Origin of the sequence: Lacihabitans sp. CCS-44 (genome assembly GCF_024343735.1) — a bacterium.
GTDB lineage: Bacteria > Bacteroidota > Bacteroidia > Cytophagales > Spirosomataceae > Leadbetterella.
On record NZ_RJUE01000053.1, the window covers coordinates 12,870 to 36,382 of the forward strand.

The 23,513-nt window shown below is 33.8% G+C and carries 22 protein-coding genes and 1 tRNA gene; 8 read left to right on the forward strand and 15 right to left on the reverse strand.

Features of this window, described 5'->3' with window-relative positions; all coding sequences use genetic code 11:
• Positions 1–2 precede the first annotated feature (2 nt).
• The 9 genes from EGI26_RS08405 to EGI26_RS08445 all read right to left on the reverse strand — a co-directional run bounded on the left by EGI26_RS08405 (position 3) and on the right by EGI26_RS08445 (position 12,476).
• A complete protein-coding gene (locus tag EGI26_RS08405) occupies positions 3–1,019 on the reverse strand; it encodes a hypothetical protein (RefSeq protein ID WP_255077687.1) in 1,017 nt (338 codons plus the stop codon).
• Between the two features lie 200 nt (positions 1,020–1,219).
• Complete coding sequence (locus EGI26_RS08410) at positions 1,220–2,971, reverse strand: ATP-dependent endonuclease (RefSeq protein WP_255077688.1); 1,752 nt, start codon at positions 2,969–2,971, stop codon at positions 1,220–1,222.
• 79 nt (positions 2,972–3,050) lie between these two features.
• Entirely contained in the window at positions 3,051–3,938 is an 888-nt protein-coding gene (locus EGI26_RS08415) for a hypothetical protein (RefSeq protein WP_255077689.1), read from the reverse strand.
• A gap of 310 nt (positions 3,939–4,248) precedes the next feature.
• Positions 4,249–5,484 (reverse strand): restriction endonuclease subunit S, encoded by a 1,236-nt coding sequence (locus EGI26_RS08420; protein WP_255077690.1) that lies wholly within the window; start codon positions 5,482–5,484, stop codon positions 4,249–4,251.
• Complete coding sequence (locus tag EGI26_RS08425; protein ID WP_255077691.1) at positions 5,468–7,021, reverse strand: class I SAM-dependent DNA methyltransferase; 1,554 nt, start codon at positions 7,019–7,021, stop codon at positions 5,468–5,470. The genes EGI26_RS08420 and EGI26_RS08425 overlap by 17 nt, the downstream gene beginning before the upstream one ends.
• A 6-nt stretch (positions 7,022–7,027) precedes the next feature.
• Positions 7,028–8,251, reverse strand: coding sequence for a hypothetical protein (locus EGI26_RS08430; protein WP_255077692.1), 1,224 nt, complete (start codon positions 8,249–8,251; stop codon positions 7,028–7,030).
• Positions 8,241–10,652: an N-6 DNA methylase gene (locus tag EGI26_RS08435; protein ID WP_255077693.1), complete on the reverse strand. Its 2,412-nt coding sequence runs from the start codon at positions 10,650–10,652 to the stop codon at positions 8,241–8,243. The genes EGI26_RS08430 and EGI26_RS08435 overlap by 11 nt, the downstream gene beginning before the upstream one ends.
• 306 nt (positions 10,653–10,958) lie before the next feature.
• Positions 10,959–11,963 carry a YafY family protein gene (locus EGI26_RS08440; protein WP_255077694.1) on the reverse strand — a complete coding sequence of 335 codons (1,005 nt, stop codon included), beginning with the start codon at positions 11,961–11,963 and terminating at the stop codon, positions 10,959–10,961.
• A 3-nt stretch (positions 11,964–11,966) separates the two neighbouring features.
• Positions 11,967–12,476 (reverse strand): hypothetical protein, encoded by a 510-nt coding sequence (locus tag EGI26_RS08445; protein ID WP_255077695.1) that lies wholly within the window; start codon positions 12,474–12,476, stop codon positions 11,967–11,969.
• Positions 12,477–12,583: 107 nt separating this feature from the next.
• Between EGI26_RS08445 and EGI26_RS08450 the strand changes: the two genes are divergently transcribed.
• The 6 genes from EGI26_RS08450 (at position 12,584) to EGI26_RS08475 (ending at position 16,409) form a co-directional block, all read left to right on the forward strand.
• Positions 12,584–13,744 carry a hypothetical protein gene (locus tag EGI26_RS08450; RefSeq protein ID WP_255077696.1) on the forward strand — a complete coding sequence of 387 codons (1,161 nt, stop codon included), beginning with the start codon at positions 12,584–12,586 and terminating at the stop codon, positions 13,742–13,744.
• Between the two features lie 84 nt (positions 13,745–13,828).
• Positions 13,829–14,140, forward strand: a complete 312-nt coding sequence (locus EGI26_RS08455) for a helix-turn-helix domain-containing protein (RefSeq protein WP_255077697.1) — start codon at positions 13,829–13,831, stop codon at positions 14,138–14,140.
• Positions 14,137–15,288 carry a VapE domain-containing protein gene (locus EGI26_RS08460; protein ID WP_255077698.1) on the forward strand — a complete coding sequence of 384 codons (1,152 nt, stop codon included), beginning with the start codon at positions 14,137–14,139 and terminating at the stop codon, positions 15,286–15,288. Before EGI26_RS08455 ends, EGI26_RS08460 begins: the two co-directional genes overlap by 4 nt.
• A gap of 68 nt (positions 15,289–15,356) precedes the next feature.
• On the forward strand, positions 15,357–15,533 hold the full coding sequence (locus tag EGI26_RS08465) for a DUF4248 domain-containing protein (protein WP_255077699.1): 177 nt from the start codon (positions 15,357–15,359) through the stop codon (positions 15,531–15,533).
• Positions 15,534–15,661: 128 nt separating this feature from the next.
• A complete protein-coding gene (locus EGI26_RS08470) occupies positions 15,662–16,051 on the forward strand; it encodes a hypothetical protein (protein ID WP_255077700.1) in 390 nt (129 codons plus the stop codon).
• Positions 16,052–16,055: 4 nt separating this feature from the next.
• Complete coding sequence (locus tag EGI26_RS08475) at positions 16,056–16,409, forward strand: hypothetical protein (protein ID WP_255077701.1); 354 nt, start codon at positions 16,056–16,058, stop codon at positions 16,407–16,409.
• Positions 16,410–16,648: 239 nt separating this feature from the next.
• Here the strand turns inward: EGI26_RS08475 and EGI26_RS08480 are convergent.
• A tRNA-Val gene (locus EGI26_RS08480) sits at positions 16,649–16,723 on the reverse strand.
• A 200-nt stretch (positions 16,724–16,923) separates the two neighbouring features.
• Here EGI26_RS08480 and uxuA point away from each other — a divergent pair.
• Together uxuA and EGI26_RS08490 are read left to right on the forward strand one after the other, a co-directional pair.
• Positions 16,924–18,117 (forward strand): mannonate dehydratase, encoded by a 1,194-nt coding sequence (uxuA, locus tag EGI26_RS08485; protein WP_255077702.1) that lies wholly within the window; start codon positions 16,924–16,926, stop codon positions 18,115–18,117.
• A 40-nt stretch (positions 18,118–18,157) separates the two neighbouring features.
• On the forward strand, positions 18,158–19,165 hold the full coding sequence (locus EGI26_RS08490; RefSeq protein ID WP_255077703.1) for a sugar kinase: 1,008 nt from the start codon (positions 18,158–18,160) through the stop codon (positions 19,163–19,165).
• A 2-nt stretch (positions 19,166–19,167) separates the two neighbouring features.
• On the opposite strand, the gene EGI26_RS08495 is transcribed toward EGI26_RS08490, so the two are convergent.
• From EGI26_RS08495 to EGI26_RS08515, 5 genes are all read right to left on the reverse strand, one after another.
• Positions 19,168–20,334, reverse strand: a complete 1,167-nt coding sequence (locus tag EGI26_RS08495; RefSeq protein WP_255077704.1) for a thioredoxin family protein — start codon at positions 20,332–20,334, stop codon at positions 19,168–19,170.
• Positions 20,335–20,346: 12 nt separating this feature from the next.
• On the reverse strand, positions 20,347–21,027 hold the full coding sequence (locus EGI26_RS08500; protein WP_255077705.1) for a DUF2490 domain-containing protein: 681 nt from the start codon (positions 21,025–21,027) through the stop codon (positions 20,347–20,349).
• Between the two features lie 93 nt (positions 21,028–21,120).
• On the reverse strand, positions 21,121–22,365 hold the full coding sequence (locus EGI26_RS08505) for a DEAD/DEAH box helicase (protein WP_255077706.1): 1,245 nt from the start codon (positions 22,363–22,365) through the stop codon (positions 21,121–21,123).
• The gene (locus EGI26_RS08510) at positions 22,365–22,691 is read right to left on the reverse strand and encodes an RNA-binding protein (RefSeq protein WP_255077707.1); all 327 of its coding nucleotides are present in this window, start codon (positions 22,689–22,691) and stop codon (positions 22,365–22,367) included. The genes EGI26_RS08505 and EGI26_RS08510 overlap by 1 nt, the downstream gene beginning before the upstream one ends.
• A 16-nt stretch (positions 22,692–22,707) precedes the next feature.
• A complete protein-coding gene (locus tag EGI26_RS08515; protein ID WP_255077708.1) occupies positions 22,708–23,415 on the reverse strand; it encodes an ATP-binding cassette domain-containing protein in 708 nt (235 codons plus the stop codon).
• Between the last annotated feature and the right edge of the window lie 98 nt (positions 23,416–23,513).

Here is a 23,513-nt window from a genome sequence, read left to right on the forward strand (position 1 = left end):
AATTAGAAAATCTGATACGCCACTTTTGACAAATCAATTGTTTTATCAAATTCCATTTTTAAACCGTTTAGGGGAATGATGGTGGTATATTTTGATGGTGCAAATGGTATATTATTGGGAGAGTTTATTAATTGATCTAAGTATTTATTTACCTCAATTTTTATAGACGAGCCGTTCATGACTTTTGGCAGAAGTGTGTCATAGCTCGCATAATTTTCTACAAAATTTATGATGGCAACTCTAATGGCTTCGATAATTTCCTGATAAAAATCCAAGTCCTCGATGCTAATAATTTTTACAAAACGCTCAATTTGAACACAAATCAATTCTGATAAAATATCATTTAATATGTTTGGATTTGGATCTAAAAGAAGAAGTAGTAAGTTTACCTCGCTTTTGTTCCCATTATAATTAACTCTAAACTTATGCCGTTTCCCATTTACAATTATTTTATCTTTTAATTCAGCCTGCCTATCCAGTTCCTTTACCGGAACAAATGAAGTGTGATACAATAATTCCCCCACTTTGCTATAAAAATCTGACTTTTCTGTAACTCTGGGGAAGACATACATTACCGATTCTGGTTTAATATCACCTTTATCAGCCAAAGCTCTTAATGTTGCATGTTGTGATTTTTGAGAATCATCATTGAAAGAATACAAAACATGTTCGGGATCTGTATTTTTAGATTTCTCAAATAAAGAACCTTCTAGTTTTGAAAATTGACATCTACTTCCTGACTTAAACTGGAGGATCATAAGCCTGTTCTCGATACCGTTTGCTGCTGGAAAATTAATTGAAACATCATAACCACCACTTTCTATATTTGCCTCCTCCTTTTGAGTTAATCCCTCGGCAAAAAATGTTGATTTCTTTAATAAATCTTGAAAAACAGTAGGTGGTATTTTTTGATAAACGGGGGATTCTTGCAAATACCACAGAAACGATTTGCTCAAATTGAGCAATTCGCTTGTGATATTAAGCTCAAAGGTTTTTTCATTGATTTCTTTTTTGGCCATTGTTTTAATCTCTTTATTATCATTCTAAACCCATCAATTCAGCAGACGCCAGACCTAATTTACCGTTGGTACACTTCGTTTCATTTATGAATGTGATTCAATAAAATTTAGCATTAAATATATTGATTCAATAAGCTGTTCATTTGTAAAGGTGTGTTATTTGTAATTGATTACTCTAATAATTAAAAAGTTATTATTTTCTATTTTAATTTTTTTATGCTTTCATTCAATTTCGTCAAAAACAATTCAAAAGCTGGTAAAATATCATTTTCCGAAAAGTTTTCTTTTAAATTATTTTTGAAAATTTGCTTTAGAGATTTTTCAATATCTAATTTCTCAATAATATGACTATTCTTATGTTCTACATTGATTTTAAATTTTCCAAATTCATTTAATTCTTTTATAAAATAATCTTTATTGTAGAAATCCTCTAAAGTTTCTATTGAATTATCAATATCTCCATATGAAACCCAGCTTCCATTTGGGTCTTTATATGTATTTTCTAATTCTTTCCTTTTACTTTTTGAAATTTGGTCTGAATCAGATATTATAATATATTTTTTATTTGCAAGATTTAAAATTGGAATAATTGTTTCCGCAACAGAGATTCCTTTTAAATAAGTCATTCCGTATTTATTAAAATCTTTACTTTTATTTTTTAATACGCAGTATTTTAAGAAGAATTCCTTGTCTAACCACCCTTCAAAAACCAAATTAATATTTTTTAATACTTCAAATAACGATGTACCTATTGCCCTTCGTAATAACTCATCATTTCCGAATGGAGAATTTTCACTTGGTTTTTCAATTGTTGTAATATCCTTATGCTTTTTTACTATGTAATGTCTATCAATCCTTTCTGAATCAATCATATATTGAGAATGAGTAGAATAAATTATTGGAGTTTTTTCTGAGATTCTCAATAATTCTTCTTTTAAATGAAATGCACTCGTTGGGTAAAGACTTTGATCCGGTTCATCAATTAGGATTATATCTTCATTTCCGATGATATTAGATCTTGATTGAGTTGATAACATAAGTAGGATACTAATATATTTTTTAAATCCATCACTTCTGTCAGAAAAGGTATATTTTGCATTATTAACTACTTTAATTAGTATTTCGTTTCCATCAGGAATTAGAGAAATTTTGGTTTCTTTTAAATCTTCCCAAATATTTTGAAAGACTTCTGTTACTCCCTCAGAAACTTGATCTAATAGGTTAGAATAGTCTCCATCCTGTAATTTTGCATCTTCAAATTCTTTTTTTATCGTATTTCTGCCACATAAACTAAATATATTTTGAAGACTTTTGAATTCGGAAGGTCTTGTGGTGAACTCAACAATATTTACCCTATCCGGCAATAAAAACTCATCAGAATATTTCCAATAGTGGCATTTTGTGTGATTTATGCCAAAAATTTCTTTAATTGTTGCAAATATTTCAGATACCAATTCAACTTTTTTTCCTTCATCTGGATGATTAAAAAATTTACTATTTGTTAAAAATAAATCTTTGCTAAATTTATAGGGTTTATTTTTCGTAGCCCAGTATGATAATTTAATTTCAGGGTCAGCCTGAATTGAAACAGTTTGTAATATTTCCGAGAAATGAAACTTAATAAAGTTGGTTAGTGTGTAATTGTTATCAAAACTGATAGCTTCAATGTTTGAATAGTTTTCCAAAATTGTATCTTCAATCTCTTTTAAATCATTATCGCTCAATTTATAAATGACTCTAACATAATAGTTTTCAATAATTTCGTTTTTGATTTTCTTTCTCTTGTCACTCTCGCTAATTTTATATTCACCGAATACCGAAGCAATAGCTTTTAGTATATTGCTTTTCCCAGCTTCATTTTTACCGATGAGAATGATACAATTACTATCCAATTTTATAGAAGCGGCCTTTATAGATCTAAAGTTCGAGATTTCTATTCTGTCAATTTTCATAATAGTTATTTTTTAAACGCATTTTCTAGAATATCGATTTAATTAAATTGTAGAACTAATAAAAACATCAAATTTGATTTTATTTGACTTCACTGGTCAGTTCTTCAAAACTTATATTTTCAATTTTCAATTTTCCAATTTTGCTTGCTGAAACATCATTGTTTAAATTGATAAAAATTATGTAATACGTTTTTCCATTGAATAAATACCTATTTGGCCAATGCTTATCAGTTTCTGCTCCTGTTATTATTATTTCTGTAGCATCTAAATTGAAAACCACCAAATAACCAGTGTTTTTGTGATAGTCATTTGAGTATTTTACAATTTGAGCGAAACCACTTATTATTCGATCCTTTCGATAACCTTTTTCAGAATCATATATTTTAATCTCCAAAACTAATGGATCTTTTGTGTCAATTAAGCTCACAATATCAGCTCTTCCTGATGTTGATTTTGGTGTGGAAAACGGATAATCAATTCCTTGTTCGAACAAAAAAAGCCGCAAATCATCTTCCAAAAGGTTTTCAAAGTTGCTCTTAATTTGTTTATACCTGTTAATTAGCTCTTTACCAGTAAACCATTCAGTTTTTAGTTTATATTTCTCAATAATATATAATACGTAACTAATCTCATCTAATTGGTCATGTAAATATTCAAATAACGGGGTTACCATATTATCTTTTATATGCTCTAAAGTTTCCTTAACTCCCATATTAAATGAATAACGTGGGTCTTTCACTTCTTCAAGAATATATATAATGTGCTGAAAATTAAATGCCGCAGATTCTTCTTCAGATTTAAATTCAAATTCATAATTCCTGTCATCTATTATTTTTTTAATAGTTTCTTTTGGAAAAGGAAAGTTTGATGATAGATCAGCTAATAAATTATTAATAATTGGTTCCCCCTTAATTTTATCAAAAAGGAATTTTAGTTTATTATTAAATGTATCGAAGTCAGATTTCAAAAATCTGTTTCTCCATTCTTGCAGACTGGTTCTGAGTTGGTGATTGTAAAACATTATTTAAATAAGTTTTTTAAAGTGTTGTTTAAATCTTTTATTGAATTTTCAATTTGTTTCTTAGCTCTGCTGCCTGATGCATCTTCATTAATTATTTCAATTTGGCATTTGCAATTATTACAATAAACCACTGATTCATTAATAATATCAAAAGTCTGAATATCAAAGCTGTAAAAGCATTTGGGGCATTTGACTGAAAACCAAGTTTTTGAAAAATTGAACTCCATCACTTTTCGGTTTTTAATGTATTTCTATTTTATTCCACCGTCGCCAACCTCGAAAGCAACAACTCCTTTAATTCTTTTAACTTCTGGTTTTCTAGATAATGAATCGAGACTAGCTTATCAAATTTCACAAACACATTTGATATTTTATCTCCAATAAAATTGGGAAAATAACAAAATGGAATTCCAGCTAAAATTTCAGTGTTAATTGACGGCATTGTTGATCCTACTGAAAGACTAATTATCATATTTCTAGTTTCTTTAAGTTTTAGAAAATTAGAAAGCAGAATAGGATGTATTTTGTCTTTTTTAGGGCGTAATCGAAGCATTCTACTTGAAAATAGCCAACCTTCATTTTCTGGTTGGATTAAGGCACTTAAATCGACAGAGCCAACTCTTGAAAATATAATATCGCCCTCCAAAAGGGCATATGCCTTTAATCTTTTTGAATCCTCTTTTGTAACGGATGGGTAATCTAAGTTCGAGATTTTAAAGTCCTTAATGTGTTCCACTGTAATCACAGGGGTTCCTCCTGAAATGTATTGCTCATTTAACAAAGCACTACCAAATGGTCCTGTCTTAATTTCAGAAATATCTTTTAAACATTTCAATTCCCAACCCAATGGAATGCCTTTCCCCAATTCTTCGCACCAAACCATTTCACCGCCACTACTTTTATAAGGATTCCCATTTACATCTGGAAACTCAAACTCCACAAACCACTGCTTATAAATAGCCTGTGCGGTTTCTTCAAGTTTTTGTATCAGTTGTTGGTTAAGGGCTATGCGGTTTTGGATAACGTTGTATTCTTTTACGATTTCTCTTTGTTTGTCAATGTGGGGGATGGGGAGTTGCGTATTGCACATTTCTTCCCAATCAAATATCTCTCTTGCACTGCCGTGGCTTTTAAATCTTGCATAACGGTCAAATTCTGGTCTGCGAAACCACATCATTAAATATTCGGGGTCAAGTTCTTTTTTGTCTTTTACCTCAAATGGAATATATGCCTGAGAAATCAATGCCTTTTCATAATCAGTAAACAAAGCAATGGTGATTTTATCTCCGTTTCTCGAGGTTACAGGCCCATAAGCAAACTGGTTCTTTTCTATTATCCTGTAAGTTGACATATCTGTCCCAACCGTATTGGCTATCGATGGAATAAACTTTTTATGAATACTCAAACCAACCAAAGGCAAATCCCCGAGGTCATTGTTTCGCCCAACAACAGGCTGAATGTATTGTCCAAGTGGTTTATAGCTTGATTTCATATCCTAGCTCTTTAAATACCTTCAATAAATCATTTTTGCTTTGGGTTTCAGCGTCTAGAAGTTCTTTAAATTCTCCTTGCAACGCCTTCATTTTTTCTTCAAAGTCTATGTTTTCGTCTCGATTTACAAATTCTATGTATTTGCTTGGCACCAAAGAGAAATCTTTTTTAATAACTTCGTTTATTGTCGCTGAATAACAGAACTCTGGTATATTTTCAATTTCTTTGGTTTGCCATTGGTGGTAAGTGCTTACTACTTTTTGAATATCTTCATCAGAAAACTGTGTAAATTTCTTTTCGAATGGTTCTCCCATTTGTCGTAAATCCATAAACAAGATTTCTTTATCTCTGTCACGGAATTGGCGTTGCTCATCACCAATGGTTTTGCTCTGTGCTTTTTTGTTTTTATTCAAAATCCAAAGCGTAACACTTATATCAGTGGTATAAAACAAATTTCGAGGCAATACCAAAATGGCCTCAAGCAATTTATTCTCAATTAAGGTTTTGCGTATTTTGTATTCTTCACCGCCACCACTCAAAGCACCATTTGCCAGAATAAAACCTGCAATACCGTTTTCTGAAAGTTTAGATACCATATTCAAAATCCAACCGTAATTGGCATTACTTTTTGGTGGCACATCATAGCCACGCCAACGTGGGTCGTCCTTTAGTTCGTTTTCAGCTCGCCAGTCTTTTTGGTTAAATGGTGGGTTGGCCATAATAAAGTCAGCCTTGAGGTCTTTGTGTTGGTCTTCGGCAAAGGTATCTGCGGCTTTTTCGCCCAAATTACCTGTAATTCCCCTTATGGCTAAATTCATTTTAGCCAGTTTGTAGGTCGTATTGGTATATTCTTGGCCATATATACTTATCTCTTTTTTGTTGCCATGATGTGCCTCGATAAACTTGATACTCTGCACAAACATACCACCTGAGCCACAAGCAGGGTCATAGATAATGCCCTTATAGGGTTCTATCATTTCAGCAATGAGGTTTACTATGCTTTTTGGGGTGTAAAATTCTCCTTTGCCTTTACCTTCGGCCAAGGCAAATTTTGATAAAAAGTATTCATAAACTCGTCCAACAATATCCTGAGCTTTGTCTACCAAGGTATCAATTTTATTGATGGTATCAAGCAGCGAAGCAAGTTTTGTATCATCTAGACCCAATCGAGAAAAGTAGTTATCAGGCAAGGCACCTTTCAGGGCTTTGTTTTTTTTCTCAATATTATGTAGTGCTGTATCAATCTTTAAAGCAATGTCGTTTTGCTTAGAGTTTTTGATGATGTAGCTCCAACGAGACGCTTCATCTAAATAAAAAACATTCTCCTTTCCATAGAAATCTGGCATCTCGATGTACTTTTCTTGCCCTTTGGCTATCATTGCCTTTCGATGTTCCTCAAATTTATCGCTGGCAAACTTCAAGAATATAAGACCAAGTACTACATGTTTGTATTCGGCTGATTCTACACTACCTCTAAGCTTATTGGCAGAGTCCCAAAGGGTTTCTTCTATGGATTTTTGTTTTTCTTGTTTGGCCATTGATGTTTATATCTTTTTAAAATGTGTTACAAAATAGGGGTAAATATTTTTGGTACTCTTGTCATTTACGATTGTTTTGGTTATTTCAAACATATCGCCTATCATGAAATTTCCTTCTACCTTACTGTATGGCATCAAAGCATGTCCAACATGATAATTTCCATTAGTATCTTTTTTTAATGCACCAGTAAATGGTTCATGATTCTCCACTGAACTTGTCAATGGTCCTTCAACCCATAAACTTTTGTTTTTATTTATATCATTATTTTTTTCTGAATAAGCATCATACCAAATTAATAAATCACACAAAATATAGACCAATTGATATAGCAAATAAGGAGTATTTACCTGTCTATGATAATCTTGATAATCCCTATTTTCTGCAGGATTTACATCAGATGTATGCGAAGCCGCTCCTGTAATAAATATTAAATTCTTTATGTTGTCAGCCATTATTTTGGAGAAATGGGCTTTTGAGCAACTGACGTTTAAATATTTTGTCCTTTCTCCAGCCAAAAACAAACTCGACTCCGTTAAATTTACTCTCCCATCAGTAATACACCTTTCATGAAGAATATTTAGTTTCGCCGCATCCCTGAAAACATATTCGAGTATCATTCTTAATTGTGTGAAATAAAGAGATGGCTCCAAATCGAGATTATTGGACTGGGTAGATTTTAATATTTGTATTAGATTACCTATAAGTTCTGAACCTACTCCAATCTTTTTACAATCCATTAAGACCTCTCGGTATTTATATTCGATTTGAGTAGTCGAAATCTTTTCAATTTCAAATATTATATCTTCAAGCAGCTCTCTTTCATCTTCTGTTTTTGTGTAATAGCAAAGTTCTTTTCTTCCAAATTTAATTTCGGTTTGATACTCTGCAATTTTGTCAATAAAATCTTCGTTATCTAGGTTTCTTGGAGCTCCAGTATAAACAAACCATGGAATAAGCCTTTTAGCTTTATGCTCACTTAGTTCCTTTAAAGAATAATACAAGCCTCTATTGGTTTGGTTATCTTCTTCAATATCCGACTTTTTAAAGCCAGTAGCATCTAATATTACCGCTTGATATTCGAAAGCAACATCATTCTTTAATTTCTCAATTCCCTTCACGTGAAATCTTTCTCCAACTAAATCAATTTTGAAAAGCTTAGCTAGTTTTTTTATTTCTTCTAATGGAGCTTGGTGATGTTGGTCATCAATAATCAATACTTTATAAGCCATGAGATTTTTCTAAGTTAAATTGTAAACTAATTTCAAAGGTATAGTCCTCAACTTTGTTGTCAAAATAATTTATTTGAGATGCCTTTCCATTATTTCTTTCAACTAAAGTTTTTACAATATGTCCCCCTTTTCCTGAATTCGCATTTGGGCCAGCTTTACCACCATCGGCAAAATAGTCCAATTCCGATATACTAGATTTTCTGCCGTTATTCAATATTCCAATGGTAATAGTTTGAATGGAATTATCAATGGTAAGGCTTATTCTGATTCTATTGGTTTTATTAGAGTTTGCAAATTCTCCATGCTTTATGGCATTTTCAAAAATATTAAATAGTATGCTTTCTAAATCTTTTTTATTACAAATGATAGTAAGTTTTCTTTTCTCATAGTCTTTTCTTAATACATCAATGTCATCATAGATTATTTGATAAAGATTACCTGCAAGACTAGTTTGTCTTTCACAAAAATCCTCAAGAAACTTCAAAACATCAATTTCTTCTTTAACTATGGATTGGCTAGATGAATCGTATAAGTCAGATAAAAAGTTTGCTACATTTTGATAGCTTTTATAAATTCCACCAATGAGTGTTTTTAATGTCTCACCTGAATCTTCAACAAAAGGTTTATTGAACAAGTCAGGATTTAAATCAGAAAATACATCCAATGTTGTAATTTGTCCTTTTAAACGCAATAGCTCACCATTCCGAATGTCGTGTAGTTTCCATTGAAAATCATTCAATCGCTCAGTTAGTAACCTGTCTATTGTAGATTGTAGCTGAAGCTTCTCTATTTTACTTTTATCCTCCTGAATCCTCGCACCATCTACTAAAGCTTTTTGTTTTATCAGAGAATCTTGAATTTCTAGGATTGGAACCAGGACTTGAATAGCTAAAAGGTCATTTGTTCTAATCATTGGCATTATGTCACCAGTGGAAGAATTTTCTAGCTGTTTCAGTGTATAATCGTTATACAATTGGAAAACTAAAAATGAAATATCTACCGATTCATTGTCAAGTTTAAAAGCTTCAATTTCTGGAGATATGAACACGGGATATTCTTCAGAGGCTTTTATGAAACTTGGCTTCAGTTTGTTAAATCGCTTTGACAATAACAGACAAGGCAATGTGATTTTAACAAAATTCCTATTGATTTCGGCGTTTGGCAATATACTATAATCTAATTCGTAGAGAAAAGGGTCCGAGGACAAATTGGAAATTTTAATAATTTTTCCAAGTCCATTGGTTTCTCTTACCCTTGGTAAAGTAGAAAGTATGTTTGATAACTTTATTGCTTTAAACCCTTCTGGGATTTCTTTTAAACCAACAAAATCAGTGTATCTTGTTATCTGTAAATTGTAATCTGATTCTACAATTTCTTCGATGCTTACTTTTTTAGAGAACCCGCTTATTTCGTCATTTCTATGCCAAGTGTCCGCTATTTTGGTAATATTGCCAGCATTTAGCCTGTTAAGGAACCTTTCTTTTGAAAACTCACCACTGGCGTCAATTAGGAAAATGTCATTCGAAGGTTTACTAGGATTATTCTCTAGAATTAATATACTGCAAGGTATAGAAGTAGCATAAAGCAATCTAGGAGGCAATGCTATAATCCCCTTTATGAAGCCCTTATCAACTAAATATTCCCTGATTTTTTTGTCGACTCCTTCTTTGTAAAAAAAACCATTTGGTATAATGCAATAGGCAATTCCACCAATTCTAAGAGATTTTATATTATGCAAGATAAAGGCACCATCTCCATTATTATTTGATGGAATACCTGTTTTATCATTCCACCTATTAAAAAAGTCGAAATTTGGATTTTCATTCCACATTTTCAATCCAAAAGGAGGATGGCTTACGATAATATCAAATTTTTTAACATTATTATTTTCATCCAGGAATCGAGGGTTATTGAGGACACTTCCGTCTGTAATTTCATAATTTCTAACGCCATGTATAAGCAGATTCAAAACCGTTAAATAGGTACCATTATAGCTGATTTCTTGGCCATAAACCTTGGCATTTTTTGCTTTTAACGAAATACTTACCAAAGAACCTCCATTTCCACAGGTAGGGTCATATATTTCTAATGATTCGTTGTTCTCATCTCTAAACTGTAATTCAGCAATAAGTGAATTAATTTCAGTAGGGGTTTGGATATTACCTGACGTCTTGCCAAAATTTTGAGAAACTAAATTTAATGTTTGATCAAACAGACAACTCAAAATTGATTCATTATGTGGTTCTCGGTCAACATTACAATTAATACTATTTAAGAATTCAATAGTGTTGAAATAAATAAATTCGGCAGAATCCCGGTCTTCATTTGACGCGAAATCAATTACGTATTGAATATTTAGGTGGCCAAGCAAAGGACCGTTTTCTTGAAAAAATGAAAACATTATCCTGTTTAGAGCATTATGTACATCAGAAGAATTGTTAGTTCCAAAAAATATTGCATCAACTTGATCAGGGTAGGATAAAAAATATTTGTGGAATATGTTTGATCTCTTTAAATCATATAAATACTTCAAAAAAATTAAAGTAAGAATTTGATTTAGAATGCTAGAAATTTCAATTCTTCCTCTCAAAGAATTAATTAAATTCCAAAAACCATTGGTGATATCCTCCTTAGTATTAGTCATATAATCTGTTAAATATTACCTTACAAAGGTAAAACCAATCTGTGCACTACAACTGCACAGATATTAATAGTTTTCAAAAAGCTTTTTAATTTTTTCTTTTATTTCTTTTAATAAACTTTCGGGTTCTTTCACTTTTACCCTCTCACCTAGCCCAAAAATTATTGCTACTAGTTCATAATTAATTTGAAGATTCAATTCAATTTGGACTCCTTTTTCTGTTTTGCCCTTGTATTTTTGAGAACCATGAATTGGTTTACTTTCAATGTAAGGCCATAGTGAATCTTCTATTTCTAACAATACTTTTTGTGGCTCTTCGCCTGATATGGTTACACCAACTACATCATCGAAGTACTCTTCGAAGTTAATGGTCTGGTTGGGCAAATACTTGGAATTGCATTCTTTCACTTCTTGTATCCTATCTAAAGCAAGGTTTGAAATTGTGCCATATTGCTCTGATATCCCAAATAAAAACCACCGATTGTTGTACTGCTTCAGATAATATGGATGTATTTCTTGTCTATTAGCTTCTGGATTTTTAAAACTTTTGTAAACAATGTTCAGTACTTTTTGATTTTGAATCGCCTCAAAAATCCTGGAGAAATGTTCAAGTCCTCTTAGGTAAAGGTTTTGTTCAAAACCAACAATCGCAGATTTGGTATTTTTAATATTAAATGAGCTTTCTAGTCTAATCAATAATTCTTCTATCCATTCAAATTGTGGCATACCTTTGAATCGGGACAATGTCATGATGGTTTCTTGTAGTTGTCGAGCTTCTGTTTCGTTAATTCCCTGATTCTTGATAGAAAAGTCTTTGGATTCATATCGATAATACACTTTTTTACCATCCTTGTGCCTTTCCAAAGGAATAGCCCAGCCAGCCTCACTTTCCATAAAAGTAATATCATCAAATATTTGTCGGCGTTTGATACCATCTTCAATACCTGCATGGTCAAAAATAGCCCTATTACATGCTGATATTAAATCATCAATGAAGTATTTCCGGCCAAAATTGCTGAAACATTTGTCGAGAGCATGGTAGCGTATAGTGGCGTGTTTGTTTGTTGCCATGTTTTATAGATTGTCCAATAGCTTCTTTAATTTCAAAAGATTGTCTGTTTCAAGCATTTGCTCTTCTGTGTAGCCCGAAAATTCCTCAAATCTTACAAACTGTTTGAAATTGTCTCTCACATCTTCATAACCCCAAATGGTTAACCTCCGCAAAACCTCGGTAAACGATACTATGTCAACTCTACTAATGGAGACACTTCCACTGTAAACTGTCAAAGGGTTTAAAATTTGACACAAGAGAGGCATTATGCCACCATTTTTTCGAAACGCCAATTTAAGGGGTACATGGCTTAAAGAAAGTGTCTGTTCGTCAAAAAAAATGGTTTTAGGAATTCTAGAAAAACCATCCCCTTTGGATATAAGCATGAAGTTTCTATAAACATTAACTGACTTCCCTTCTTCTTTTAGCATTGTTTCGTACCAAACCAAATGGAAGTCTAAATACAAGCCAAAATGGCCTGTTGCGTCACATCTAAATTCAACTTTGTCGTAGGCATAATAAATTGAAGGCATGAATTAGTTTTTTCATAAATTTAGGAAAATTTTCGAGTATTTGGTAAACTAGAAAAAACATATCTGGTAATTTATCCCTAAAATAAGACCCTATTCGGTAAACAAAGATGACAACTGAAGAAAAATACAACTTATTAAACCAACAATCAGGCGGCCTGTTTCCTTCAATTATATCCTTTTCTACCTATGATCATTTTTTAGATTCCAATCCATTTATTCATTTTATTGAAAATGAAGATCTAGAAGGATTATTACCTAATGAAAAAGAGATAATTGCTAAGTATATCAAAGATTATTGTAAATATAAAAAAGGGAAAAACGTATATTTGGAAATTCTAAATAGCGAGGAAGGTATAGAAAAATTGAAAAATAATGTAACGCTAAAGGCAGGTTTTCTTGAAATTTCCGAGATTATACAAGAAGATTCGATTTCCATTTATTCAAAATCGCTTTCAGGACAAAGAATTCTTTTATCTATCATCAATTCAAAAAAACTTAATGAAATTTTAAGCAAAATTTATCCGAAGCAATTGGCAAAAACTAAGAAAAGTTTCGAACTTAAAATGTTTAGTTTTGAAGAACAGTACAAGGAGAAAAGGTTAAAACAATTGCATTTGAATACAATTATTGATAATGAAGTTGATATTTTAAATGAAGAGCTTAATAAATTTGGAGGAACACAATTAATTGAATTTTGTAAGATAAAATTTGAAGATTTCTTAAATGACATTCCTGGATTTAATGATTCACTTTCAGCAATTTCAGGGGATTTTGAGAGAGACTTTGATTTCTTTTCTAAAAAACCACAATTTTCATTTGAGTATTTAAATTCAATCGATATATCATATTTTCTAGAAAATCATGATTTGATGTTTGAAAAACATTGGAAATCGTTTGTTTCTAAACACTTGATGAAGATTTTCTATGTTACAGAATTAAATAACTATATTGAAAGTATTAAAAAATTTCAAGGTGAACCTCATATAGAAGAAGCCACAGAGTATACATTAAAAAGGCAAATAATCGCAATTTTGCTACTTTTAAAAGAGGCTGGGGTGGATTTTAATTCACTCAACAATAAAGAAATAGCTCATTTTATAAGATTTGTTACGAAAATTGGACTAACTCAAAAAAAAATCGAAAAAACAACAATTTATAAGAACCTATCCCTGGTTGATATCCTACATGAAAATGATGATTTGACTTTTGTAAAAAACCAACTTTCTGATTTAAACTTAGCTAATTTTAAAAAAAACAGCAAAAAATGAAAACATCTCCTGGGAGGCCCCCCCCAGGGAACAGTTTTTTTGATAATTCCTTTGGCCCATTGTTTCACATAACTAAACAAAACAATGGAAAAAATAATAGTAACTACACAACCTGAGCTCAAGGCTATTATAGAGCAAATTCTTAGAGACCTTTTAGCTTCTAAACCAGAAGCCACGGTTCAATCAGATGCTATCCTTACTTTAAGTCAAGCATCGGATTATCTACAAGTACCGAAAGGTACCATCTATCAGCTCACCCACAGACGTGAGATTTGTTTCAACAAAGTTGGCCGTTCTTTAAGATTCAGAAAAATGGATCTAGATGCTTGGCTTGCGGATAACAAGAAAGCCACTAGGAAGGAGATTGCTGAAAAACTAAATCCAAAAAAACTATGAGCAGAAAAAGCACTAGTATCCAAGAAGTCGAGGACTTCTTGGATGCCAACTATGAAATAAGACTCAATGAGGTCAACTATCAATTAGAAGTCCGTGAATTTGGTTCCAACGAACTTTTCCATGAATTGAATGAAAATGACATTTTCAGAGACCTTCATAAGCAGCATAAGGGAATATCTATGGCCACACTATTAGCCATATTAAAATCTAGTTATGTTACAAAGTACAATCCTTTTCAAGAATACTTCGATAATATTAGTAGCCTCTATAACCCAGAGGGAAATATAGATTACATCGAAAATTTGGCAAATTACATTAATGCGGAAAACCAGACACGATTTAACTGGCAATTTAAAAAAATGTTGGTTAGGTCAATCGCTTGTGCTTTAGATACCAATGTCTTCAATAAACAGGCCTTTGTTTTGGTCCAAAAGAAGCAAAATAATGGTAAAACAACATTTTGTAGATGGTTATGTCCTCCAAGATTGAAAGAATATTTTACAGAGAATATCTCGATGGATAAAGATGGCCTTATTGCCCTCACTGAGAACTTCATAATTAACCTAGACGAACTCTCCTCTTTGAGCAAATTTGAATTGAACACATTAAAAAGTGTTTTTTCTAGAGATCATGTAAAGGTTCGCCCTCCCTATGGTACGAAGTCAATCAGATCGCCAAGAAGAGCTAACTTTCTTGGGTCTATCAATCAATTTGACTTTTTAAACGATGAAACAGGCTCTGTACGGTGGCTTTGTTTCAAAATTGAGGAAATAGACTGGAATTATAGAAACGAGCTTGATATTGACCTTATCTGGTCCCAAGCCTATCATCTTTATACTACTGGTTTCGAATACCAATTAAATGCAGAAGAAATTAAAGAAAATGAAATTGAAAATGAGAAATTTCAATATATATCTCCTGAAGAAGATATGCTAGTTTCTGCCCTACTACCAGCCTCTAAAGAGGAACATGACAAATTCATGAGTGCAACTGATATCAATGCCTATTTGCGAGAACATTTCCATTCTAAAGTTATTCCTAAGCCAGTACAATTAGGCAAAGCCCTTTCAAAACTCGGATATGAACAAACCCAACTCAAGTGTAGGCATGGATACTATGTAAAACTTGTATTCGGTGAAGAGCAATAATTAAAAAATTATCAAATTCATCTTGCTTACTTACTTAAGCAAGTAAGCAGGATAAACTTTAAAAACAAATGAAAATTACAACATCCACGAGAACTGAGCTAGCAGCGAGTTACAATGTTTCATTGACAACCTTAAACAAATGGCTGAAAAAAATTGAAGAACTTAAAATAGAAGCAAACAGCAGAATACTTACCCCTAAGCAAGTAGAGATAATATTTTTACACTTAGGGGAGCCTGGGAATTAAACTTGGTAAAAATAAAATATCTTTAATTAACCAACATTAACCCAAAATAACGAGCATTAACCAGTAGTAACTATAAACTAGTTTTTTAGAAAATGTAATATTTGGGTATTAATAAATAAACACACACAATGACAAACACAACACGAACAGGACGAGGCCTAGATGTTAATGCTCTAGCCAATGCCACAGCAAAAGTAACCTTAGGCTTTAAATGCGAAGCTCAACTAAAAATGGATCTGGCCATAGAAGCCGATAGGTATTCGATGAGCCTTTCAGAGTATGTTGAAGTTCTAGTATCCCGAAGGCACGAAAATCATTCAGAAAACGAAAATCGAGGAGAAGTAGAACGCCTCAAAAAACGCTTGGGTATTTATGAGAATGAAAAGCTCCAGAAGCTTTTTGAAAAATACAAGGGGAAGCCCATTCCTTATCGAGATATAAATGCCATAGAGAGACAAATCAATGTGTCAGATCTGACCGATGTATATTTTGCAATAATGGAATCCTTAAAAATGTAAAGTCATGATAGAGTTCAATTACCAGCCATTTTCGGATTATAATTATCAGGAAGGCGAAAAAACAATTAATCAAGAAGCAGTACGACTTGCTACGAACAGCAAATACGTAGGTTTAAGACCTCGAAGCGGTTATTATCCCAAAACCAACTATAATAACAACAATACCCAAAGTTACTGGTATGAGCCACCAATAAATCAAACTTATTATAAAGAGCCAAAACAAAAATCATACTGGTGGTTGTGGTTGCTACCAATTTTTGGTATTCTAATTTTAGCATACTGGTACTGGAAGGATGACATAGATGCATTTATCGAAAAAAGTCTCAGGCCAATGGAAGCATTAAAAACAGGTGACTAAACTCCAAAAATATTAGAACACTAATAGAACGGCTTCCTTGTATACCCGAAAACCATTCATCTCGAATGGTTTTTTTGATTTTCGAAAATCTAGATTTTTCGAATCCTTCTGTAAATGGCTAATTTTCAACACCTCTAAAAATCAAAATGTTTAAACCATGTTTAAACCAGGATTTCTAAAAGTATGGCCGAAAATGAAAAAAGCCTCATAATCTACTGATTATGAGGCTTTTTATACTGTGGGAGTTGAGGGATTCGAACCCCCGACCCTCTGCTTGTAAGGCAGATGCTCTGAACCAACTGAGCTAAACTCCCCTATTCCCTGTGCGTTGGGAGTGCAAAGATGCAGGACTGATTTTTTATTTCCAAACATTGCGTAAAAAAAATTATACTTTTTTTTACTTTCATTATTCATCACAAGTTTTTGGCAAAAAAATACAATTATTTAAATCTATAATGGTAGTAATTCGATACTCCATCCATTATTTTTGTCAAAATAATATCAATCGAATTTTATGGCATTAGAACAAACTTGGAGATGGTATGGCCCCAATGACCCCGTGAGCCTTTCGGATGTACGCCAAGCTGGAGCTACTGGTGTGGTGTCTGCTCTTCATCACATTCCAAACGGTCAGGTATGGACTGTGGAAGAAATTCAGAAACGTAAAGAAATAATCGAAGCTGCCGGACTAACCTGGTCAGTGGTAGAGAGTATCCCAGTGCACGAAGACATCAAAAAACGCTCAGGAAATTTTGAGACTTACATAGAAAATTATAAAACTTCTATTGCTAACCTCGCCACCTGTGGAATAGACACCGTTTGTTATAATTTCATGCCTGTCTTGGATTGGACACGGACTGACCTTGACTATCCAATGACAGATGGCTCCACAGCCCTGAGGTTCGATATAGTTGAATTTTGTGCTTTTGAAGTTTATCTTTTGAAAAGAAAAAATGCCCCAGATGCATATTCGGCTGATATTCTTGAAAAGGCTGAGCAATGGATTCAATCGGCCACTGATACTCAAAAATCTAAATTGGTCAAAAATATAATCGCTGGTTTACCCGGTAGCGAAGAGAGCTTTACAATAGAGCAGTTTGGTGAAGTATTGGCTACCTACAATGGTATTGACGACCAAACACTCAGAAATAACCTTTATGCCTTCATAGCCGAAATTGGTCCAGTGGCTGAACAAAATAAAGTTTCGCTGGCTATTCACCCAGATGATCCGCCATATACTATTCTTGGTCTTCCACGTGTGGTAAGCAACGAGGCAGATGCTAAGGCTTTGCTGGAGGCATATCCAAGCAAATACAATGGTCTTTGTTTCTGCACAGGCAGCTACGGAGTGAGAGCCGATAACGATTTGGTAGGCATGATAGAAAGAATGGGTGACCGAATAAATTTCATACATTTAAGAGCTACCAAGCGTGACGAAATGGGGAATTTCCATGAAGCTGATCACTTGGACGGCGATGTAGACATGTTCGGCGTAATGCAAGCTTTGGTAAAAGAGCAAGAAAAACGTAAAACTGAAAATAGAGAGGATTATAGACTGCCATTCCGCCCGGATCATGGACATAGAATGTTAGATGATTTGAATCCAAATAAGAAAACTAATCCTGGTTATACTGCAATTGGTCGTTTGAGAGGGTTGGCCGAGTTGCGTGGATTGGAATTGGGTATTAGAAGAAATTTGGGCGTTTAATCTTAAATGCTATTTTTGTTGAAAATTAAATCGTTTTGCAATGCCTAAAATCGTCACTTTCGGAGAAATACTGTTACGTCTTTCTACGCCCGGCTTCCAAAAAATAGCACAAGCGGAATCCTTCGACTGTACTTTTGGAGGTACAGAGATGAACGTTGGTGCGGCATTGGTCAATTTTGGCTTTGATGTGACTCATGTGGGTGTTTTCCCGGAAAACCATATTGGGAAAAAAGCAAAAGCATTTATAAGAAAACTGGGCATTTCTGATGAAAACATACATCTAAAAGGCCAGAGAATGGGATTGTTTTTTCTCGAAACGGGTGCTGTAAGTCGTGCGAGTCAGATAGTTTATGACAGAGCAGATTCTGCATTTGTCAATCTTGACCCGAGTTGGTTTGACTGGGAAGAAATACTAAAAGATGCTGATTGGTTTCATTGGTGTGGAATTACTCCAGCTGTGGGCGAAAAACCTGCAATTGCACTTTTAGACGCCTTAAAAGTGGCCAAAAAACTGGGCATAAAAGTGTCTTCGGATATTTATTACAGAAGCAACCTCTGGAATTATGGCAAAACGCCCCAAGATATTCTTCCTGAGTTGGCTTCTTATTCTAATGTGATATTGGCTTCAAGAAAAAATATTGAAGAGATATTTGGAATAATTTCTAACGAAGAAAAGGGCAAGTTTCAGGACACCGCGAAAAAACTGATGGAGCGTTATCCTTCCATAGAAAAAATAATCGATACCGAACGCATACAAATTAGTGCTTCCCACAACCGCATGAATGCACGCATGTGGAACGGGCAAGAATACTTGAAAACGGGCAATTTGGACATTACGCACATTGTTGACAGAGTAGGCACTGGAGATGCATTTCTTGGCGGATTTATATATGGACAATTGATTTATAAAGACGACTTGAAGTCTTTAGAATTCGGTAACGCATCTAGTGCCTTGAAACATACTATTCCTGGCGATCAAAACTTAGTGGATATTGCTGAGGTAGAAAATCTCATGTTAGGAGATGGTAGTGGGAAGTTGAAAAGATAAATTTACTTACAATATTTTTGGATAAAAGCGTTTTTTTCTAAAACTGATAAACCAAATTGAGTGGCTTGGTTTAAAGAATTAATACATTCTGTTTTTTGCCCCGACTTACTATAATACTGGGCTGCTTGAATGAAATAGGCAGATTTGTGCTTTGGTTCTCTCAATCCAGCTAGCCATTTATCCTTTATTTCTAGAAAATAATCGTACATTTCCACGCCTTCTACTTTCGCATTTATTTTCTCCGATAAAAAAGAAAACGTATTAGCATCAGGATAAATAAATGCCATCTTGCGGCAAAGATTTTTTGCGGAGTTATAATCCTTTGAAGTTAAATAATAATTTAATTCTAAACTCCAAAGCCATGAGAGTCTGCGTTTCTCGTCAGCTCCGAGTTTTGCCAAATATGCGTGTAGCGAATCAAGTTCCCATTTTGGATAATCATCCTTGTTTTCAAGATACTTGGTGTGTATTTGAATAATTGAAGCAAAAGCATCTTTCTCTTTGCCGCTATTCCCTTCTAAACCAGCTGCTTGGGGATGATTTTTTATCCAAAATTGAAAAAACATATTGTTGGGAGAAAAAACAGTTTTCTTGAAAATATTCCATGAACCCAAACTGGCTTTTTCGGACTCTTCAAGACTTTCGAAAAGCTTGTTATTGAGGACATTTCCCTTGTCTTGATCCTTTAAAAGTCTATAATAGATTGCACACCTTACGTTTTCGTTTAAAGTCGAATTTGCCTTTTTTTCGCATTCCAAACAGCTATTTCCCCTTTCTTCTTCAAACTGAACTATAATATCTTGGGCGGTTTCCTTGGGTTCCAGAAAATACTGAAGTTTGCCCTCAGTGTCCAAAAACAAAAAAACTGGATAATTTATTAACCTAATGTTTCTTTCCTCGAGCAATTTCACTTGACTCTGATTGGTCAAGTCGAGTTTCATATTTGTGTAATTATCGTTTAGATATTTCGACAACTCTGGATTTTTTAAGTTCTGATTCAAAACCTGACAATGCGAACACTCAGGATGAAAACATTCTATAAGTATACTTTTCCCTGTTCTTGCCGCAGTTTTCTTTGCTTGCTCAAAATCGGTTTGCCAGGTTATTTGGCCAAAGACATTTGTGGTAAAAAGTAAAAGTATAAATGAAGAAAAAACAGACTTTTTCATCTTCACAATGGATTAGTTCTTATGAAATGGAATATTATTAAATAACAAAATTTGCAGTTGTCCTCTTTTAGAATTTTCGAGCATTTGCGACATATAACCCAGCTCCACTCTGAGGTTTTTGTTGATTACATAACCTAGTCCGCCATAAAGACGGTTACGGTCAAAAACGTTCGCTTTTGCGTTGATAAACGCCTCATCACTCATGGATAAATACACGGCTTGAGGAGCCATAGTTTTATGAGTAACAGGAATATTAATACCTAAGAAATAACGAAATCTAAATCGAAAGCTATCATTATAAAATCTTTGCTCGGTCCTGTAGCGGTGTTGGGTAAAAATTCTTCCAAAATTCTGCCTGGTTATAAACTGTTGAAAAATCCGATGTTCGTCAAAGTCAACTTTTTCGTCTGTATTCGCAACGTAATTCTGTGTGTTTATAAATGCATAACCCAATAGCAAATTATTATTTTTCTCGCTAAAATTATACCCCAAGCCCGTTCGCAACAAAAGTTGCTGAGTATCACCAATAAAATTATAGCTTCGGTACTGGATTTCGCTGTGTAAATTCCATTTTTTATTAAATGCTTGATTACCGAAATACGCCACCCAGTTGCCCGTATTTGTTGATTGAGCAAACAGTGAAACTACTACAAACTGAAGAATTAATAGTGTTGTTAATTTTTTGAAATTCATAAAGGTAAAATCTGTATCAATAGAAATATAGCATAGCAATTGAGGCAAGAAAAATGGTTATTACGGAATACTAAATCAGGGAAAAAATCTCACCTATTTTTTCTTTTTCTTTTTAACTTCCATGGCCTTTTCAAACTCTGCAATCTCTTTAAAAACGTCCTTGTAAGTCTTTTGGTCTGCTTCTGAAAAAATTATAGTTTCTTGATAATCCAAATCTTCTAATTTCTGAGTGGAAATAGAATGTCCAATGTAATCTTCAATGACATCTAACATCGGACGTTCTTCTAAGCTACAAAAAGACAATGCCCTTCCTTTTAGTGTTCCCCTTCCCGTTCTACCAATTCGGTGAACATAATTTTCTGGAACATCTGGCAAATCGTAGTTAATTACATAATCTACATTAGGAATATCCACGCCTCTTGCACTCACGTCAGTAGCAATAAGGACCTTCAATTGGCCACTTTTTAGCCTTTTCATGGTATCATTCCGCTCTTGGTGGGTTTTTCCGGAGTGGATAGATTCTGTAACCAAGCCCACGCGATCCATGGCAGCCACTACCCTATCTGCTCGCACTTTGGTACGAACAAACACCACCAGTTTTTTCTCTGGATTTTGTTTGATAAATCGCTCCAAAAAGAATCGCTTATCATCCATCTCTATCAGAATCATCGAATGACTGATGTTTTTGGAGATGGGGTCATCGGGCGAGATTTGAATTCGAATGGCATTCTTTACGATAGAATACGCCAGTTTTTTGATTTTTTCATCTATAGTCGCAGAGAAAAAAAGCGTTTGTTTGTTTTTGGGCAAAAACCGCATGACGTCTTCTATATCTTTGTAGAAACCCATGTCCAACATTCTGTCGGCCTCGTCAAGTATAAGAAATTCCGTTCCTCTAAAGTCTATAAATCCTTGGGCACGAAGGTCAAACATCCTGCCTGGTGTAGTTATCAAAATATCCACGCCTTTTTGAAAAGCGGCAATCTGTGGATCTTGGTCTGTACTACCAAACAATGCCAGAATACGCAATTTGGTGTATTTGGCTATTTCCTTAAAAACCTCTGCTATTTGTTGGGCAAGCTCATGCGTAGGTACCATTACCAAAGCCCGTACCGAACCTTTGGCAAACCACTCAGGAGGATTGCTATGTAGAATATTTATGACTGGAATGGCAAATGCTGCGGTTTTACCTGTACCAGTTTGGGCTATAGCAAGCACATCTTCGCCCTTCAGAATGTTTGGAATAGCCTTAAACTGAATATCAGTTGGCTTTTTAAATCCTTTCTCTGCTAAACTTTTCTTTATGTCATGCGATATTCTGTAATCGTCAAATTTCATTAACCGCCAAAAGTTATAATGTTATCGTTCTTCTTTTTTGGTTTGTGCCAATCTCTCGGAGCCTTGTCTATTCTTTGGCCTTCCTTATCCTTGTTGGCTTCAGAAACCACAATTGCTCTGCCCATTTGATCAGAACCATGCAACTTTTTTATAGCAGCTGTTCCGCTTTTTCTGTCTCCCATTTCAACAAAACCAAATCCTTTGTTTTGTCTGGTAGTTTTGTCTATTACTATTTTGGCAGACTTTACCTCACCAAATGGCGAAAACAAATCTACCAAATCTTGGTCTTTAAATTTGAAAGGAATACTGCCTACAAAAATGTCCATATCTCAATTTCTTTTATCAGTTTGTTAATTTTCTAAAAATTTCTTCGAGTGTTCCACCGTCTTTTTTTAGGTTTTCTAAAGTGTCATCTGCCACTAAGTTCCCTTTGTTTATGATGATTACCCTGTCACAAATAGCCTCCACTTCTTGCATAATGTGAGTACTAAGTATAATCGTTTTATTTTTTCCAACCTCTTTAATCAGCTTTCGTATCTCCACCAATTGATTGGGATCTAAACCCGTCGTTGGTTCATCGAGAATCAATACTTCGGGATCATGAATTAAGGCTTGAGCGAGTCCTACTCTTTGTCGATATCCCTTAGAAAGTTGTTCAATTTTCTTGTGTTTTTCAGGCATCAGTCCAACCATCTCAATAACTTTTGCAACTTTTTCTTTAAGAACAGCTCCTTTCAATCCAAACATACCGCCAACAAAACTCAAGTATTCTGTTACGTACATTTCTAAATACAAAGGATTGTGCTCGGGCAAGTATCCAATTTTACTTTTCGTAATTAAAGAGTCCACCGTGATGACATCACTATCCAATTGTGCCTCTCCCGATGTGGAACTTATATAGCCCGCTAGTATTTTCATGGTTGTTGATTTCCCAGCTCCATTTGGCCCTAAAAATCCCAATATTTGTCCTTTTTCTATCGAAAAAGAAATATTGTTAACAGCCGTTTGGCTTCCGTAAGTCTTTGTCAGCTGATTTACTGATATCGCCATAAAAATATTTAAGAAAAAATTTTCACAAAATTAATCATTAATTCGTTAAAACACGTGATAATTAGCCATTATGATGCCGCCAGTAGCATAGTTAAAAA

Bases quoted from the DNA above. Each gene is read 5' to 3' on its own strand.
- EGI26_RS08405 (WP_255077687.1), bottom strand. From the start codon at position 1,019: ATGGCCAAAAAAGAAATCAATGAAAAAACCTTTGAGCTTAATATCACA.
- EGI26_RS08410 (WP_255077688.1), bottom strand. From the start codon at position 2,971: ATGAAAATTGACAGAATAGAAATCTCGAACTTTAGATCTATAAAGGCC.
- EGI26_RS08420 (WP_255077690.1), bottom strand. From the start codon at position 5,484: ATGAAATCAAGCTATAAACCACTTGGACAATACATTCAGCCTGTTGTT.
- EGI26_RS08425 (WP_255077691.1), bottom strand. From the start codon at position 7,021: ATGGCCAAACAAGAAAAACAAAAATCCATAGAAGAAACCCTTTGGGAC.
- EGI26_RS08430 (WP_255077692.1), bottom strand. From the start codon at position 8,251: ATGGCTTATAAAGTATTGATTATTGATGACCAACATCACCAAGCTCCA.
- EGI26_RS08435 (WP_255077693.1), bottom strand. From the start codon at position 10,652: ATGTTTTCATTTTTTCAAGAAAACGGTCCTTTGCTTGGCCACCTAAAT.
- EGI26_RS08440 (WP_255077694.1), bottom strand. From the start codon at position 11,963: ATGGCAACAAACAAACACGCCACTATACGCTACCATGCTCTCGACAAA.
- EGI26_RS08445 (WP_255077695.1), bottom strand. From the start codon at position 12,476: ATGCCTTCAATTTATTATGCCTACGACAAAGTTGAATTTAGATGTGAC.
- EGI26_RS08450 (WP_255077696.1), top strand. From the start codon at position 12,584: ATGACAACTGAAGAAAAATACAACTTATTAAACCAACAATCAGGCGGC.
- EGI26_RS08455 (WP_255077697.1), top strand. From the start codon at position 13,829: ATGGAAAAAATAATAGTAACTACACAACCTGAGCTCAAGGCTATTATA.
- EGI26_RS08460 (WP_255077698.1), top strand. From the start codon at position 14,137: ATGAGCAGAAAAAGCACTAGTATCCAAGAAGTCGAGGACTTCTTGGAT.
- EGI26_RS08465 (WP_255077699.1), top strand. From the start codon at position 15,357: ATGAAAATTACAACATCCACGAGAACTGAGCTAGCAGCGAGTTACAAT.
- EGI26_RS08470 (WP_255077700.1), top strand. From the start codon at position 15,662: ATGACAAACACAACACGAACAGGACGAGGCCTAGATGTTAATGCTCTA.
- EGI26_RS08475 (WP_255077701.1), top strand. From the start codon at position 16,056: ATGATAGAGTTCAATTACCAGCCATTTTCGGATTATAATTATCAGGAA.
- uxuA (WP_255077702.1), top strand. From the start codon at position 16,924: ATGGCATTAGAACAAACTTGGAGATGGTATGGCCCCAATGACCCCGTG.
- EGI26_RS08490 (WP_255077703.1), top strand. From the start codon at position 18,158: ATGCCTAAAATCGTCACTTTCGGAGAAATACTGTTACGTCTTTCTACG.
- EGI26_RS08495 (WP_255077704.1), bottom strand. From the start codon at position 20,334: ATGAAAAAGTCTGTTTTTTCTTCATTTATACTTTTACTTTTTACCACA.
- EGI26_RS08500 (WP_255077705.1), bottom strand. From the start codon at position 21,027: ATGAATTTCAAAAAATTAACAACACTATTAATTCTTCAGTTTGTAGTA.
- EGI26_RS08505 (WP_255077706.1), bottom strand. From the start codon at position 22,365: ATGAAATTTGACGATTACAGAATATCGCATGACATAAAGAAAAGTTTA.
- EGI26_RS08510 (WP_255077707.1), bottom strand. From the start codon at position 22,691: ATGGACATTTTTGTAGGCAGTATTCCTTTCAAATTTAAAGACCAAGAT.
- EGI26_RS08515 (WP_255077708.1), bottom strand. From the start codon at position 23,415: ATGGCGATATCAGTAAATCAGCTGACAAAGACTTACGGAAGCCAAACG.